The organism is Micromonospora sp. NPDC047074, from assembly GCF_040643815.1.
In the GTDB taxonomy this organism is placed as follows: domain Bacteria; phylum Actinomycetota; class Actinomycetes; order Mycobacteriales; family Micromonosporaceae; genus Micromonospora.
Genome location: NZ_JBEYVB010000020.1, coordinates 1 through 15,816 on the forward strand (window position 1 = coordinate 1; position 15,816 = coordinate 15,816).

14 protein-coding genes are annotated in these 15,816 nt (G+C 73.3%); 9 read left to right on the forward strand and 5 right to left on the reverse strand.

The annotated features are described in order from the left end of the window. Positions 1-361 precede the first annotated feature (361 nt). Positions 362-1,222 carry an SPFH domain-containing protein gene (locus ABZ809_RS22230; RefSeq protein WP_357564485.1) on the forward strand — a complete coding sequence of 287 codons (861 nt, stop codon included), beginning with the start codon at positions 362-364 and terminating at the stop codon, positions 1,220-1,222. A 33-nt stretch (positions 1,223-1,255) separates the two neighbouring features. On the opposite strand, the gene ABZ809_RS22235 is transcribed toward ABZ809_RS22230, so the two are convergent. The 3 genes from ABZ809_RS22235 to ABZ809_RS22245 all read right to left on the reverse strand — a co-directional run bounded on the left by ABZ809_RS22235 (position 1,256) and on the right by ABZ809_RS22245 (position 4,081). Beyond that, positions 1,256-2,293, reverse strand: a complete 1,038-nt coding sequence (locus ABZ809_RS22235; protein WP_357564486.1) for an aminotransferase class V-fold PLP-dependent enzyme — start codon at positions 2,291-2,293, stop codon at positions 1,256-1,258. A 112-nt stretch (positions 2,294-2,405) separates the two neighbouring features. Beyond that, complete coding sequence (locus ABZ809_RS22240) at positions 2,406-3,713, reverse strand: DUF6596 domain-containing protein (RefSeq protein ID WP_357564487.1); 1,308 nt, start codon at positions 3,711-3,713, stop codon at positions 2,406-2,408. Beyond that, a complete protein-coding gene (locus tag ABZ809_RS22245) occupies positions 3,710-4,081 on the reverse strand; it encodes a YciI family protein (protein WP_357564488.1) in 372 nt (123 codons plus the stop codon). Before ABZ809_RS22245 ends, ABZ809_RS22240 begins: the two co-directional genes overlap by 4 nt. A gap of 201 nt (positions 4,082-4,282) precedes the next feature. Here ABZ809_RS22245 and ABZ809_RS22250 point away from each other — a divergent pair, with 201 nt between their 5' ends. Next, the gene (locus tag ABZ809_RS22250) at positions 4,283-4,708 is read left to right on the forward strand and encodes a hypothetical protein (protein ID WP_357564489.1); all 426 of its coding nucleotides are present in this window, start codon (positions 4,283-4,285) and stop codon (positions 4,706-4,708) included. Positions 4,709-4,753: 45 nt separating this feature from the next. Here the strand turns inward: ABZ809_RS22250 and dnaE are convergent, their stop codons facing one another. Next, positions 4,754-8,284: a DNA polymerase III subunit alpha gene (dnaE, locus tag ABZ809_RS22255; RefSeq protein ID WP_357564490.1), complete on the reverse strand. Its 3,531-nt coding sequence runs from the start codon at positions 8,282-8,284 to the stop codon at positions 4,754-4,756. 238 nt (positions 8,285-8,522) lie between these two features. On the opposite strand from dnaE, the gene ABZ809_RS22260 reads away from it, so the two are divergent. Both ABZ809_RS22260 and ABZ809_RS22265 read left to right on the forward strand, forming a co-directional pair. Next, positions 8,523-9,086 (forward strand): RNA polymerase sigma factor, encoded by a 564-nt coding sequence (locus ABZ809_RS22260; RefSeq protein ID WP_357564491.1) that lies wholly within the window; start codon positions 8,523-8,525, stop codon positions 9,084-9,086. Continuing rightward, a complete protein-coding gene (locus ABZ809_RS22265; RefSeq protein ID WP_357564492.1) occupies positions 9,083-9,874 on the forward strand; it encodes a hypothetical protein in 792 nt (263 codons plus the stop codon). The genes ABZ809_RS22260 and ABZ809_RS22265 overlap by 4 nt, the downstream gene beginning before the upstream one ends. A gap of 21 nt (positions 9,875-9,895) precedes the next feature. Here the strand turns inward: ABZ809_RS22265 and ABZ809_RS22270 are convergent, their stop codons facing one another. After that, the gene (locus ABZ809_RS22270; protein WP_357564493.1) at positions 9,896-11,332 is read right to left on the reverse strand and encodes a serine/threonine-protein kinase; all 1,437 of its coding nucleotides are present in this window, start codon (positions 11,330-11,332) and stop codon (positions 9,896-9,898) included. A 194-nt stretch (positions 11,333-11,526) separates the two neighbouring features. Here ABZ809_RS22270 and ABZ809_RS22275 point away from each other — a divergent pair, with 194 nt between their 5' ends. The 5 genes from ABZ809_RS22275 to ABZ809_RS22295 all read left to right on the forward strand — a co-directional run bounded on the left by ABZ809_RS22275 (position 11,527) and on the right by ABZ809_RS22295 (position 15,736). Further along, complete coding sequence (locus tag ABZ809_RS22275; protein WP_357564494.1) at positions 11,527-12,150, forward strand: hypothetical protein; 624 nt, start codon at positions 11,527-11,529, stop codon at positions 12,148-12,150. Positions 12,151-12,276: 126 nt separating this feature from the next. Further along, positions 12,277-12,618 carry a PadR family transcriptional regulator gene (locus ABZ809_RS22280; RefSeq protein ID WP_357564495.1) on the forward strand — a complete coding sequence of 114 codons (342 nt, stop codon included), beginning with the start codon at positions 12,277-12,279 and terminating at the stop codon, positions 12,616-12,618. After that, the gene (locus tag ABZ809_RS22285) at positions 12,615-13,565 is read left to right on the forward strand and encodes a permease prefix domain 1-containing protein (protein ID WP_357564496.1); all 951 of its coding nucleotides are present in this window, start codon (positions 12,615-12,617) and stop codon (positions 13,563-13,565) included. Before ABZ809_RS22280 ends, ABZ809_RS22285 begins: the two co-directional genes overlap by 4 nt. 177 nt (positions 13,566-13,742) lie before the next feature. Beyond that, positions 13,743-15,029 carry a sensor histidine kinase gene (locus tag ABZ809_RS22290; protein ID WP_357564497.1) on the forward strand — a complete coding sequence of 429 codons (1,287 nt, stop codon included), beginning with the start codon at positions 13,743-13,745 and terminating at the stop codon, positions 15,027-15,029. Further along, positions 15,026-15,736, forward strand: coding sequence for a response regulator transcription factor (locus ABZ809_RS22295; RefSeq protein WP_357564498.1), 711 nt, complete (start codon positions 15,026-15,028; stop codon positions 15,734-15,736). Before ABZ809_RS22290 ends, ABZ809_RS22295 begins: the two co-directional genes overlap by 4 nt. Positions 15,737-15,816: the final 80 nt, after the last annotated feature.

Sequence of the window (15,816 nt, forward strand, 5' to 3'; positions counted from 1 at the left end):
ACGGCCGGCACCCCCACAGGGGCGCCGGCCGCCGGCATCCCCACCACCAAATCTTGGACAGTTACCGCTCACACCCAACGACAACTGTCCAAGATTTCGACGCCCGACGCCCGACGCCTCCGCAACCGCGCAGTCCGACCGCCCGCCGGTGCCGCCCCGCACCACCACCCGCCGGCGCAACCCGCCGGTGCGCGCCGGTTGACCGCCCGCCGGCGCACCCCGGGCTGGTCCGCTACGGCGCCGACCGTCGGGCCTGCTCCGTACCACATCGAAGGGGCGGCCCACGGCCGCCAGCAGCTCAGGATCACCCCGACCGGCGCCCGTAGTGTGATGGCCCCCTTCCGCGAAAGGTGCCGAGCGAATGCCCTTCGGCTTCACAGTTGCCATCATCTTCGCCGTCGCTCTGGCGATCTCCGGCCTGCTCGCCCTCGCCGCTTCGAACAGACCCACCAAGCGGACCGCCACCCTGGCGGCGCTCGGCTGCCTCGTCGGCGCGGTCGTGTTCACCGTCGGCTCCAGCGCCCACTCCGTGCCGATCCGCTCGGTCGGGATCGTGACCAGCTTCGGCAAGCCGACGGGCACGGTCACCGGTTCCGGCCTGAAGTGGGTGGCCCCCTGGCAGAAGGTCGGCGAGTGGGACGCGGGCCGGCAGAAGTACGACCACATCGGCGGCGAGAACTGCGTCCGGGTCCGCACCGGCACGCTCGCCGACGCCTGCGTGGAGGTGCTCGTCGAGTGGCAGGTCAAGCCGGAGAACGCGCCGAAGCAGTTCATGGACTACAAGGGTGACTTCGACAGCTTCCGGGGCCAGCGGGTGGGCGTCCAGCTCGACAGCGCCGTCAACGACGCCTTCGCCACCTACAACCCGCTGGAGCGGATCGACGCGAACACCGGCAACCTCAACGTGGACCTGAAGCCCTTCGCCGAGAGCATCAAGAGCAGCGCGGAGAGCCGGCTCTCCGCCGACGTCGACATCCTGTCGGTGACGATCACCCGGGTCAACCACGACGACAAGACCGAGGGCAACATCAAGGCCTTCCAGGACAAGCTCGCCCAGACCCGCAACCTGGAGCAGGACCGGAAGAACGCCGCCATCCAGAAGCAGATCACCGAGACCAACGCGAAGGTCGACAAGGTCTCGCGGTGCCTGGAGATCGCCGAGCGCAACGGCAGCAACCCCGGCCTCTGCATCAACCCGGGAATCATCACCGGCGCCAAGTGACGGCGGGTCGGCCTCGCCCCGGACGCGCCCGGCTCAGTCGGTGAGCGCGGCCAGGGCGAGGTCGACGTCGGCCTCGGTGGAGTAGACGTGGAAGGACGCGCGGACCCGGCCGGCGCGGACCGCCGCCCGGATACCGGCCCGCTCCAGCCGCTCCGCCGCGCCCGGCACCTGCACCGTCACGATCGCGCTGTCGCCTGCCGGTTGGCCCAGCCCGGCGAGGAACCGGTTGGCCAGCGCCACGTCGTGCGCCCGTACGGCGGGCACGCCGATCTCGGCGATCAACTCCAGGGCGGGAGCCGTGCCGACCCAGCTGAACCAGGCCGGCGAGATGTCGAACCGGCGGGCGTCGCCGGCCAGGCGCAGCGGCGGGCCGTAGTAGGAGTTGTGCGGGTCGTCCCCCGCGTACCAGCCGGCGGCGTCGGGGCGGAGCCGCTCGCGCAGCGCCGGGGCGAGGTAGGCCAGCGCGGAGCCGCGCGGAGCCATCAGCCACTTGTACGCCCCCACCGCGACCACGTCGGCGCGGCCCGCGTCGAACGGCAGCCAGCCGCACGCCTGGGTGGCGTCCACCGCGACGAGCGCGCCGTGCGCCCGGGCCGCCGCGACGATCTCGTCGTACGCGGCGACCGTGCCGTCGGCGGACTGCACCAGGCTGAACGCGACCAGGTCGGTGTCGGCGTCGATCGCGTCGACCAGCCCGGCCAGCGGCACCGTCCGCACCCGGACGCCCCGCTCGGCCTGCGCCAGCCAGGGGAAGAGGTTGGAGGTGAACTCGACCTCCGGCACCACCACGGTCGCCCCGGCGGGCAGCGCGGCGGCGACCGGGGCCAGCAACTGGGAGACGGTGCTGCCGACCGTGACGTCGGCGGCCGGCACCCCGACCAGGCCGGCGAAGGCGGCCCGGGACCGCTCGGTCGCCTCGCCCCAGCCCTCCCAGGAGGTACGCCCGGAGCGCCACTCGGCAAGCGCCGCCTGCACCGCGTCCCACGCCGGGTCGGGCGGCAGCCCGTAGCTGGCCGTGTTCAGCCAACCCGGCTGGGGCTGCCACAACTTCTGCGCCTGTGCGATCTCCACGCCGCTGACGCTAGTCACCCGCGCCGCGTACCGGGACGGCCAATCCCGCGCTCGCGGCCCCGCCCGGCGGCTGCACCGGGCAGGTCGAGCTACGCCGCCGGCGGTGCGGGGGTCAGCCGAGGCGGTCGGCGCGGTGGAGCAGGTACCGCCGCTCGACCTGGTTGTCCGTCAGGGTGGCCGCCTCGCGGTACCGCGTCACCGCGCCTGACGCGTCGCCGGTCATCTCGAGCAGGTGGGCGCGCACCGCGCGTTCCCGTTGCCGGGTCAACGGTTCCTGGTCGAGCCGGAAGCGCCGATTGAGGTCGTCGAGCAGGGCCAGCCCTCGGGCCGGGCCGTACGCCCGGGCCACCGCGACCACCCGGCTCAGCCGTACGGGCGCGGTGGGGTGCAGTCGTTCGAGCCACAGGTAGAGCGCCGCGATCTGCGGCCAGTCGGTGCTCTCCGGCGACGCAGCGCCGGCGTGCACGGCCGCGATCGCCGCCTGCAACTGGTAGGGGCCCACCTCGCGCCGGTTCCAGACGCTGTCGATCAGCGCGGTGCCCGCCCGGATGAGGTCGGGGTCCCACCGGGTCCGGTCCTGCTCGTCCAGGGGCACCAACTCGTCGTCGCGGCCGGTGCGGGCGGCACGCCGCGACTCGGTGAGCAGCATCAGCGCGAGCAGGCCGGTGACCTCGGCGTCGTCCGGCAGGCTGGCGTGGAGCATCCGGGCCAGCCGGATCGCCTCGCGGGTCAGGTCGACGCGGGCGAGTTCGGCGCCGGCGGAGGCCGTGTAGCCCTCGTTGAAGATCAGGTAGAGAACCCGCGTCACCGCGGCCATCCGGTCGTGCCGGTCGGCGTCGGTCGGCGGGGTGAAGCGGGCGCCGGCACGGGCCAGTTGCTGCTTGGCGCGACTGATCCGGGTGCCCATGGTGCCCTCGGTGCTCCCGTGGGCGTGCGCGATCTCGGCGGTCGTCAGACCTCCCACCGCGCGCAACGTGAGCGCGACCTGGGAGGTGGTGCTCAGCGCCGGATGGCAGCAGAGCAGCAGCAGGGTGAGACTGTCGTCGGTCTCGGGCGGAGGGTACGCCCGGCGGGCCGGCTCCCGCATGGCCAGCTCGGCGGCGCCGGCTTCCTGCTCGCGCCGCCGCCGGGCCCCCTCGGAGCGGAGCAGGTCGACCATCCGTCGGTAGCCGATCCGGATCAGCCAGCTGCGCGGGTTCTCCGGCACGCCTTCGACCGGCCACGCCCGGCTCGCGGCGAGCAGCGCCTCCTGCACCGCGTCCTCGGCGACGTCGAAGTGACCGAAGCGCCGTACCAGCGCGCCGAGCACCTGCGGCGCCTCGGTGCGCAGCAGGTGCTCGACGTCCGTACCGGCGCCCCCGTGCGTACCCGCGCTCGGGCCTCCGCCCGCGCCGGGTGCGGGCCGGCGCGGATCGGTCATGCCGTGAAGTCCTCGCCCATGATCGGCCGGATCTCGATCGGCTCGCCCAGCACCTCGACGATCCGCGAGGCGATCTCGACGGCCCGTTCCCGACTCGCCACGTCGATCACGGCGAAGCTGGCCAGTACCTCCTTCAGCTCGGCGAACGGCCCGTCGGTGGCGACCACGCCGGCCGGGGTCGGGCGGACGGTGGCGCTGACCACGGGGTGGCCGAGGCCCTCGCTGCCGACGAGCTCGCCGGTCTCGGTCAGCTCCCGCTCGAACCTCTGGTACGCGGCGAAGGCGGCCATCGCCTCCTCGGACGGGACGTCGGCGGTCGCGGCGTCCCAGGCGGCGGCCGGCGTGTAACTGAGCAGCAGGTATTTCACGGGTCCTCTTCCTGGTCGGGTCGACGGTACGTGGGGGCAGGCGACGGTCGGCACGGCGCGCTTGCCGGGTTGCTGCCGTCACCTCGTAACCGGCCTCGCGATCTCGACACGACCAGACCGTGATCGGGGTCACGTCCGGCGCGTGTCGAGGCCCGCCCGCCGCCTCCGAGGTACCGGCGACAACCCATCAAGGAGGACGAGATGTCTGAGACCCACCAGCCGAGCGCCGACCTGACGGCCCTGGACCGCCTGGTCGGCACCTGGACGGTCACCGGCGGGGCCGAGGGGACCGTGACGTACGAGTGGATGGAAGGCCGGTTCTTCCTGCTCCAGCGGGTCGCGCTCACCCAGTTCGGCCAGCCCGTCACCGGCCTGGAGGTGATCGGCAACCTGCGCCCGTTCGGCGAGCCGGTGAGCGCCGACGTGGTGTCGCGGTTCTACGACTCGACCGGCAACACCCTCGACTACGTCTACGAGCTGGCCGGCGACAAGTTGACGATCTGGGGTGGCGCGAAGGGCAGCCCGGCGTACTACGAGGGCACGTTCAGCGCCGACGACAGCACGGTCACCGGCGAGTGGGTCTACCCCGGCGGTGGCGGCTACCCCTCGACCATGACCCGGGTCTGACCTCGGCCCACCCCGCCGGCCAGCCTGGCCGGCGGGGTGGCGGCGTCAGCTGACGTTGGCGGGGCCGAGGACGCTCTTCAGGTCACCCATCAGCGCGGTGGTGGCCGCGACCCGGAACGGGCCCAGCCGCAGGGTGGTGGTCCGCCCGCCGTTGAGCAGTTTGACGTGCACCTCGGTGTCGCCCGGGTGCAGCACCAGGGTCTCCTTGAGCCGTTCCACCAGCGGCGGGGTGCACCGGTGCACCGGGATGGTCAGGGTGACCGGCTTGTTCGCCGGGTTGCTGCTGACGTCCGGCATGGACATGTCCATCGCCATGATCCGGGGGGTGTCGTCGCGCCGGTCCACCCGCCCCTTGACCACCACGATGGCGTCCTCGGCGATGTACTGCCCGATCACCTCGTAGGTGTTGGGGAAGAAGAGCGCCTCCACGCCGCCGGCGAGGTCCTCCAGGGTGGCCGACGCCCAGGCCCGGCCCTGCTTGGTGACCCGGCGCTGCACCCCGGAGAGGATGCCGGCGAGGGTGACCACGGCGCCGTCCGGGACGGTGCCCTCCTCCGACAGGGAGGCGATGGTGCAGTCCGCCGCCGCGCCGAGGACGTGTTCCAGGCCGAAGAGCGGGTGGTCGGAGACGTAGAGGCCGAGCATCTCGCGTTCGAAGGCGAGCTTGTCGCGCTTGTCCCACTCCCCGTCGCCGATCACGGGCATCACGGTGGTGCTGTTGGTGTCCGCGTCGCCGAAGCCGGCGCCGAAGAGGTCGTACTGACCGACGGCCTCCTTGCGCTTGACGTCCGCGTACGCGTCGATGGCCTCCGCGTGCACCGTCAGCAACGCCTTGCGGGAGTGGTTGAGCGCGTCGAACGCCCCGGCCTTGATCAGCGATTCGATGGTCTTCTTGTTGCAGACCACCGCGTCGACCTTGGACAGGAAGTCGTAGAAGTCGGCGTACTCGCCCTTCTCGTCCCGGCACCGCATGATCGAGGCGACCACGTTCGCCCCGACGTTGCGTACCGCGCCGAGGCCGAACCGGATCTCCTTGCCGACCGGGGTGAACGGCCCGGCGGAGGTGTTCACGTCCGGCGGCAGCACCTGGATGCGCATCCGGCGGCACTCCGAGAGGTAGAGCGCCATCTTGTCCTTGTCGTCGCCGACGGAGGTGAGCAGCGCCGCCATGTACTCGGCGGGGTAGTGCGCCTTCAGGTACGCCGTCCAGTACGACACCAGGCCGTACGCCGCCGAGTGCGCCTTGTTGAAGGCGTAGCCGGCGAACGGGACCAGCACGTCCCAGACCTTCTGGATCGCCTCGTCGGAGTAGCCACGCTCCCGGCAGCCGTCCCGGAACGGGATGAACTCCTTGTCGAGGATCTCCTTCTTCTTCTTGCCCATCGCCCGGCGCAGCAGGTCGGCCTGGCCGAGGCTGTAACCGGCGAGGATCTGGGCGGCGCGCTGCACCTGCTCCTGGTAGACGATCAGGCCGTAGGTGGGCGCGAGGATCTCCCGCAGCGGCTCCTCCAGCTCCGGGTGGATCGGGGTGATCTCCTGGAGGTTGTTCTTGCGCAGCGCGTAGTTGGTGTGCGAGTCGACGCCCATCGGGCCGGGGCGGTAGAGCGCGAGGACGGCGGAGATGTCCTCGAAGTTGTCCGGCTTCATCATCCGCAGCAGCGACCGCATCGGGCCGCCGTCGAGCTGGAACACGCCCAGGGTGTCGCCCCGGCCCAGCAGCTCGTACGCGGCCTTGTCGTCCAGCGGCAGCGCCAGCAGGTCCAGCTCCTTGCCGTGGTTGAGCTGGATGTTCTTCACCGCGTCGTCGATGATGGTCAGGTTGCGCAGGCCGAGGAAGTCCATCTTCAACAGCCCGAGCGACTCGCACGTCGGGTAGTCGAACTGGGTGATGATGACCCCGTCGGAGTCCCGGCGCATCAGCGGGATGTGGTCGATGATCGGCTCGGCGGACATGATGACGCCGGCGGCGTGCACGCCGGTCTGCCGGATCAGCCCCTCGATGCCCCGGGCGGTGTCGATTACCTTCTTGACGTCCGCCTCGGCCTCGTACATGCCCCGGATCTCGCCGGCCTCGGCGTACCGGGGGTGCTTGGGGTCGAAGATGCCCTCCAGCGGGATGTCCTTGCCCATCACCGCGGGGGGCATCGCCTTGGTGATCCGGTCGCCCACCGCGTACGGGTAGCCGAGCACCCGGGCCGAGTCCTTGATCGCGGCCTTCGCCTTGATCGTGCCGAAGGTGGCGATCTGGGCGACCTTGTCCTCGCCCCACTTGTCGGTGACGTACTTGATCACCTCACCGCGCCGGCGCTCGTCGAAGTCGATGTCGACATCCGGCATGGAGACGCGCTCGGGGTTGAGGAACCGCTCGAAGATCAGGCCGTGCGGGATCGGGTCGAGGTCGGTGATGCCCAGCGCGTACGCCACCAGCGAGCCGGCGGCCGAGCCACGGCCGGGGCCCACGGCGATGCCCTGGTTCTTGGCCCACTGGATGAAGTCGGCGACCACGAGGAAGTACGACGGGAAGCCCATCTGGATGATGACGCCCAGCTCGTACTCGGCCTGCGTGACGTGCCCGTCGGGGATGCCGCCGGGGTAGCGCCGGGCCAGCCCGGCGAAGGTCTCCTTGCGGAACCAGGACTCCTCGGTCTCCCCCTCTGGGACCGGGAAGCGCGGCATCAGGTTGTGGAACTCGAACATCCCGGCGGGGTCGACCTTCTCGGCCACCAGCAGGGTGTTGCGGCAGCCCTCCAGCCAGAAATCGGAGTTGTCGACGGCGCGCATCTCGTCGGCGGACTTGATGTAGTAGCCGCTGCCGTCGAACCGGAACCGGTTCGGGTCGGCGACGTTCGCCGCCGTCTGCACGCAGAGCAGCACGTCGTGCGCCTCGGCCTGCGACTCGTGGGTGTAGTGCGAGTCGTTGGTGACCACCGGCGGGATGTCCAGCTTGCGGGAGATGTCATGCAGCTCCTGGCGGACCCGGCTCTCGATGCTGATGCCGTGGTCCATGACCTCCAGGAAGTAGTTCTCCTTGCCGAAGATCTCCTGGTACCGCGCGGCGGCCTTGAGCGCCTCGTCGTACTGGCCCAGGCGCAGCCGGGTCTGCACCTCGCCCGAGGGGCAGCCGGTGGTGGCCATCAACCCGTCGGCGTTGGCGGCGAGCAGCTCCGCGTCCATCCGCGGCCACTTGACGAAGAACCCCTCGGTGTACGACCGGGAGGTGAGCTTGAAGAGGTTGTGCAGGCCCGTCTTGTTCTTCGCCCAGATGGTCATGTGGGTGTAGCCGCCGCTGCCGGAGACGTCGTCGCTCTTCTGCTCCGGCCGACCCCACTTCACCCGCTGCTTGTGGAACCGCGACTCCGGCGCCACGTACGCCTCGATGCCGAGGATCGGGGTGACGCCGGCGGCCATCGCCTGCTTGTAGAAGTCGTTCGCGCCGTGCATGTTGCCGTGGTCGGTCATCGCGACGGCCGGCATGCCCTGCCGCTTGACCTCGGCGAAGAGGTCCTTGAGCCGGGCCGCCCCGTCGAGCATCGAGTACTCCGTGTGCACGTGCAGATGCGCGAACGAATCGCCCATGCGTGGCGCCCCCCCGGGTCAGATCATGGGATGGTCGAGCTCGGACGGCCTACCCTATCGCCGCCGGAAGAGGGGGCTCCAGCACCGCCGCGCCCGGCTCCCGGGCCGGGTCGTGTGGATCTCCCCGGGCCGCCCCGGCGACGCTTGTGACTGTCGGCTGCCGGACTCGACCGGGCCGGCCGGGCGGCGGCGAACCTACCCTGGCCGGACGGCATCCCGGCGAGCATTGGACGACCTGGTGCCCCTCCCGGACGGTATCGAGGACGTGGCCGCGGCGGCGGCACGCGGCGACCCGGCGGCGCTCGACGCGCTGCTGGTCGCGGTGCGACCGGAGGTGCTGCGCCTCTGCGCCCGCCTGCTGCCCCACCGGGAGGACGCCGAGGAGGCGTGCCAGGACGCGTTGCTCGCGCTGGCCCGGGGCATCACCCGGTTCGAGGGCCGGTCGTCGTTCCACACCTGGCTGTACCGGCTGACGGCGAACCGGGCCCGCTCGACGTACCGGGTGCTGCGCCGGCGCTGGCTGGTGGAGGCCGGCGGGGTGCCGCTGCCCGACCGGGCGGACCCGCGCCGCACGAGCGTCGTCGCCGGCACCCGGTTGGACCTGCTCGACGCGCTCGACTCGGTGCGTCCCGAGTTCGCCGAGGCGGTGACCCTGCGCGACGTCCTCGGGCTGGGCTACCGGGAGATCGCCGCCCTGCTCGACGTGCCGGAGGGCACCGTGAAGTCGCGGATCCACGAGGCCCGCCGGCAGCTCCGGCAGCGGCTGTCCGGGGATCCCGAACCGGGTGGGGGGCGGCGGTGACGGCGGCCCGCCGGCCGGTGACCGACGACCGGCGCGGGGCGGACGTCCCGGCCGGCTCCGGCGGCGCCCGGACAGCCGCGCGGCTCGCCACGGCCGCGGTGTCCGCCGTGGTGGCCGCGGTGTCCGCCGTGACCGCGCGGCTCGCCCGGTTCACGCGGCTCGCCCGGTTCACGCGGCTCGCCCGGTTCACGCGGCTCGCCCGGTTCACGCGGCTCGCCCGGTTCACGCGGCTCGCCAGGGTCGCGGTGCTCGCCGTGGCCGTGGCCGCGCCGGTCGCGGCGTGCGGGGGCGGGGAGACGCCGGTCTCGCCGCTGCCCGTGCGACCGCCGGCCGCGCCGACGACCTCCGGCCCGCCGCTGGCCGGCCCGCCGCCGGCCACCCCGCCCGCCGTGACCCGGCCCGCGCCGATCGGGCCCGGCACCTCGGCCGTCGTGCCACCGGCCCGGCGGCCCCCGCCGGCTCCGCCCCCGACGACCGGTGCCGGGCGTACGCCGCCGGCGACGCGATCGCCGAGCGGACGGCCCGGCACCTGCTTCGGGGCGGTGCGCTACGACGTGGTGCTGGCCGAGTCCGAGCTGGCGCTGCTCACCTCGCTCTGCTTCGCCACCGGCGGGGTGCTGCGGATCATCGGCATCGGCCCGGGCGAGGTGACGGTGGACCGCGAGGAGCTGGTCTCCCGCAGCTACGAGGCCGGGGTGGTGGACATCCGGTTCGTCCGCCCCGGCACGGTGGCCGTGCTGATCCCGCAGAACGGCACGACGCACACGATCACCGTGGTGGTGCGGTAGGCCCCCGGCCCGGGGGACGGCTCAGCGGGCGTACCGCCGGCTCACCCGCACCCCGGCCAACAGGGCGTCGACGAAGTCGGCCCCGCTGCCCGCCGGGGGTGTGACCTGCACGTAGAGCAGGCCTGCCCGGCCGGGCGCGAGCCCGGCGGCCTCGACCACCTCCGGCCGGCCCCGGTCGCAGCCGAACCGGGCCACCACCCAGTCCACGCCCGCCTGCCGGGTCCGGCGTACCGGTGCGGCGACGCACTCCGCGTGCGGGCGTTCGGCGACGAACCCGGCCGGGGTGGTGCGCGCGGCGATGCTGGCCGACAGCCCGACGAAGGCACCCGGCACCGTCGGGTCGACCGCCCACCGGAGCGGGTCGGGCGACATCACCAGGGCCGGTTCGAGCCGGCCGTCGGGGCCGTACTGGCCGGCCCAGCCGGTGCCGGTGGCCCGCCAGCCGGCCGGCAGCCGGACCGTCACGGGCCCGCTCGTCCAGGTCCCGGCGTCCCGCCGGCCCGTCGTGTCGTCCCCGGCCGTGGCCCCGGCTGCGAGGAGCGTCAACACGCCCAGCACCAGCACGCCTACCCGCCGCCGGGGCGACGTCCCGTCGATCTTGCACTTTCGGCCCCCGATACGCGGCTTTTGCGCGGTTCGGGCGGGCAGGAAGTGCAAGATCGACGCGACGGGGGCGGGGGGCGGGGTGGGGGGCGGGGTGGGGGTGGGGCGCAGGGCGGCGTGGAAGGCTGCGGCGTCCGGGTAGCGGTCGGCGGGGCGGGGCGCGGTCGCCCGGCGCAGGAGTGCGGCCACCTCCGGCGGGACGCTTCGGCGCGGGCCGGCATCCGGGTGGGTGCCCGCGCCGAGGAGCCGCAGGCCGAGCCGGCCCAGCCCGTACACGTCGGCGCGGGCGTCGACGACGGCGAACGGCTCGTCCTGCTCGGGGGCCATGTAGCCGGGCGTGCCGGCCCGGGCGGTGAGGCCGGAGGCGGCGGCGAGCGCCTTGGCCAGCCCGAGGTCGGCGATCAGCACCCGCTCGCCGTCCGGGCCGGAGCGGAACAGGACGTTGCCGGGGTTCAGGTCGCGGTGCACCACGCCGTGCCGGTGCAGGACGGCGACGCCGGCGGCGATCTCGGCCAGCAGGTCCAGGGCGGCCCGCGTGGGCAGCGGGACCGCCGTCAGCCGGTCGCGCAGGCTGCCGCCGTCGGCCCAGGTCATGACGGAGTACGGCCGGCCGTCCGCCAGCTCGCCGACCGCGTGGACGCGGACCAGCCGCTCGTCGTCGAGCTGGCGCAGCAGGCGGGCCTCGTCGAGGAAACGCTCCCGCACCCGCAGGTCGTGGTGCCAGTTCTCGGCCAGCACCTTGATCGCCACCGGCGAGTCGAGCACCGGGTCGCGGGCCAGCCAGACGGTCGCGAACGCCCCCGTGCCGAGCAGCCGCTCGATCCGGTAGGGCCCGATCCGCCCCGGACTGGTCACCGCACCACCCCCGACACCGGCACCGCCGGTCGCCGTCCGCCTCGACAGTAGACGCCGGGCCGGGGCGGCGGCAGCCCTCGACACCGCGCGACGCCGGTGCGGCCGGGAACGCGGGTCGGCAACCCGACGAACCGATCCGGCCGTGCGGGCGACCAACAGGAGAAGGACCCGAAACTCCGGAGGAGGAGATTCCCGTGCGTCGTCTCTCGTACCCCGTCATCACCGCCCTGCTGGCCATGGCCGGGCTCGTGCCGACCACCGTGGCGGCCCCGGCCGCCGCCGCTCCCCGGCCGGACGTCGCCGCCGGGCAGCTCACCGACGGCCGCCCCGGCCCGGCTGCGGGCGGCTTCCGCTTGCCCGCCACCCGGCAGGACGAGGTCGAGGTCATCAGTGTCCGGGGCGCGGGGCCGTTCCGGATCGGGGCCAGCCTGGCGCGCCTGTCGGCGGCGGGCCTCATCGACTGGGTGGCCCCCGACTGCGACGGCGTGGTCCGCACCGGCGTCACCGGGGCCTGGGCGGGGAAGATCCTGCTGGCCTTCCGCGACGGCCTGCTGGTGGAGGTCGGCACGGCCACCGCGCCGCCGCGCACGCCCGCCGGCGCGGCGGTGGGCATGTCCTTCGCCGAGTTGGCGCTGATCTACGGCTCGCAGGGCTCGCTGATCCGCAACGACGCGGACGACGCGTCGGCGTACCTGGTGCGGTTCGGTTCGCGGGTGGAGCTGTTCACCGGCCACCCGATCCGGCCCGGCGTCGGCTATCTCCAGGTCGGCCCGGCGTCCTTCGTCGAGCGCACCTTCCGGGAGGGCCGGTCCTGCTGAGGGCCGGGGACGGCGACGGACCCCTTGTGGTCCGTCGCCGTCTGTTCGCCGGAAACACACTGATGCAGTCGCACACGATGATGTGCCACTAGACGACAGTGTGTGCCACACAGTATGGTGTGACACATGGTGAGCGATGAGATCCTGCGGACGCACCTCCAGGAGTTGCGGCGAGGCACCGTGGTGGTGGCCAGCCTCGTCGCGCTACGCCACCCCGACTACGGCTACGCGTTGCTGCAACGCCTCTCCGACCACGGCTTTCCGGTCGACGCCAACACGCTCTACCCGCTGCTGCGGCGGCTGGAGGAGCAGGGGCTGCTGACCAGCGAGTGGAACACCGAGGAGAGCCGGCCGCGCAAGTTCTACCGGACCAGCGAGGAGGGCGAGTCGGTGCTGAGCCGGCTCCTCACCGACCTGGCCGCAGTGCAGACCTCCCTGACCGGGCTGATCGAAGGAGCCGACCGATGACCACCCTGACCGACCGATACCTCGCCGCGACCCTGCGCTCGGTGCCGGTCGCGCGCCGCGAGGAGATCGCCACCGAGCTGCGCGCCTCGATCGACGACATGGTCGAGGGCCGCACGGACGGCGGTCAGGACGCCACCGCCGCTGAGCGGGAGGTGCTCACCGAGCTGGGCGATCCGGACCTGCTCGCCGCCCGCTACGCCGACCGCCGGTTGCAGCTCATCGGCCCGACCTACTACCTGGCCTGGGCCCGGCTGATGAAGCTGCTGCTCAGCTTCATCCCGGTGGGCGTCGGCGTGCTGCTCGGCCTGCTGGAGGCCGCTGACGGCGGCACCGTCGGCCAGGCGATCGGCGCGGGCATCGCCGGCAGCATCCAGGTGGCCGTCCAGATCGCCTTCTGGGTCACCGCGGTCTTCGCGGTGCTGGAGCGCACCAAGACTCCCCTGCACCTGCCCGCGTGGAGCGTCGACCAGCTGCCGGAGACCCCGCTGCATCGGCAGATCACCGTGGCCGACACCGCCGCCTCGATCGGCTTCCTGACGCTCGTCATCGCCTACCTGCCGATGCAGCACTTCCGGTCGTTCGTTCCCGGGCGCGACGGCGGCGACGTGCCGGTCCTCGACCCCGCGCTGTGGAGCTTCTGGCTGCCGTTCCTGATGGCCGTGCTGGTCGCCACGATCGGCCTGGAGATCGCCAAGTACCGGGCCGGCCGCTGGACCTGGCCGCTGGTCGCGGTGAACGCGGTGCTCAACCTGGCGTTCGCGGTGCCGGTGGTCTGGCTGATGTCGACCGACCGGCTGCTCAGCCCGGAGCTGCTGGCCCGCTTCGACTGGCTCCAGCAGGGCGACAACCTGAACATGCTGGCGACCGCCGTCATCGTCGGCACCGTGCTGGTGACCCTCTGGGACATCGTCGACAGCGCCATCAAGGCGTACCGCAACCGCCGCTGAGCGCGACGACACCGGCCCGGCACGCCCCGGCGTGCCGGGTCGGCGCGCGTGCCGAGGTCGTCAGTCCGGCGGGGCAGCGCCCCGCCCCGCAGATTCTCCCACCTGCGCTGGGGGCTATCAACGTCGTCGGTTCGGTCGGTCACCGGCGGCGACCGGCGGGATGAGATCCTGACCTGGATGAACAGCGAGACCGACGACGACTGGCAGCGGCCGGGGCCCACCCCGGAGCAACGGCGGGTCGACGTCTACGCCGGGCTGGCCGCGACCGCGCTGGCGCTGTTCAGCCTGACCCTGGCCCGCAGCACCGGAGCGTTCGTGCTCGGGCCGCCGCCGTCCGGCCCGGAGCAGCTCTTCTGGACCGTCGCGGTGACCCTGCCGCTGATCTGGCGACGCCGGTTCCCCGCCACTGTCACGGTGGTGGTCTCGGTCGCGTTCGTCGCCGCACAGGCCCGGGCCGCCCCGGAGACGCAGCTCTCCTCGTGGGCCCTCTTCGCCGCCCTCTACACCCTGGGCGCGTGGGGCCGGGACCGGCGGCTGTCCCGGCGGCTGCGGATCGGCGTCATCGCCGTCATGTTCCTGTGGCTCGGCGTCTACTACGTGACCAGCTACAGCAGCATCCCGGCCGACGCGTTCGCCCAGGCGGTCGGGCCGGTGCCGCCGGTGCTCGCCGCGATCGTCACCGGGGTGCTGATCAACCTCCTGTACTTCGGGTTCGCGTACTTCTTCGGGGAGACCGCCTGGCTGGCCGCCCGGCGGCAGCACGAGGTGCAGGCGCGGGCCGAGGAGCTGCGCCGCTCACAGGCGGAGATCCGCGAGCACGCCGTGGTCGGCGAGCGGGTCCGCATCGCCCGGGAACTGCACGACGTGGTCGCCCACCACGTGTCGGTGATGGGCGTGCAGGCCTCCGCCGCCCGCCGGGTGTTCGACAAGGACCCGGTCAAGGCCCGGGCCGCGTTGAGCGCCATCGAGGAGACGGCCCGCACGGCGGTCGACGAGCTGCGCCGGATGCTCGGCCTGCTCCGCGCCCGCGACACCGATGCGGACGCCGGGACGCGGACCGGCCCTGCCGGCATCGACCAGGTGGGCGCCGTGGTCGACCGGGCCCGCGAGGCGGGGCTGCGGGCCACCCTCGGGGTGTACGGGGATCCGGCGCCGCTGCCGGAGTCGGTCTCCCAGGCCGCGTACCGGGTCGCCCAGGAGGCCGTGACGAACGCGCTCAAGCACGCGGCCGGGGCGACCACACTGGACGTCCGGGTTCGCTACCTGGCACACGAGGTGGAGGTCGACGTGACCGATGACGGACGGGCCACCCGCCCGGCGAACGCCGACGGGCTCGGCCTGGTCGGGATGCGCGAGCGGGTCGCCACCCACGGCGGCGCGTTGGAGGTCGGCGCCCGGGCCGGCGGGGGCTGGCGGGTGCGGGCCCGGTTCCCGCTGCCGCTGCCGATCGGGGGCCCGGCGTGAGCGCCGACCGCGAGGCCACCGGCACCGACCGGCCGATCCGGGTGCTGCTCGCCGACGACCAGCACCTGGTCCGCACGGGCTTCCGGGTCATCCTGGAGGTGGAGGACGACATCGAGGTCGTCGGGGAGGCCGCCGACGGGGAGCGGGCCGCCAGCATGGCCCGGGCGTTGACCCCGGACGTGGTGCTGATGGACGTGGAGATGCCCGGGGTCGACGGGCTGGAAGCCACCCGGCGGATCACCGCCGAGCAGGACGCGCCGGGCGGGCCGGCCGTGCTGATCCTCACCACGTTCGACCGGGACGACTACCTCTTCGCCGCGTTGCAGGCCGGGGCCAGCGGCTTCCTGCTCAAGAACGGCACCCCGGAGGCGCTGATCGAGGCGATCCGGGTGCTCGCCCGGGGCGACGGCCTGCTCGCCCCGGAGATCACCCGGCGGGTGATCGCCACGTTCGCCCGCCCCGGCGGCACGGGCGGCCCGATGGCGTCTCCCGAGGCGGCGCTGGGAGACCTCACCCCCCGTGAACGGGAGGTCCTGGTGCTGGTCGCCGGGGGCGCCAGCAACGCCGAGATCGCCGGGGCGCTGCACCTGGGCGAGGCGACGGTGAAGACGCACGTCAGCCGGGTGCTCGCCAAGCTCGGCCTGCGCGACCGGGTGCAGGCGGTGGTCTTCGCGTACGAGCACGGGGTGGTGCGTCCCGGCGGATGATCCGGCTCCGCCGCGAGAGGGACGTTCCGGTCGCCCTCCGGACGGACGGCGGCCGGCGGGGGACGGCCTAGCGTGGACGC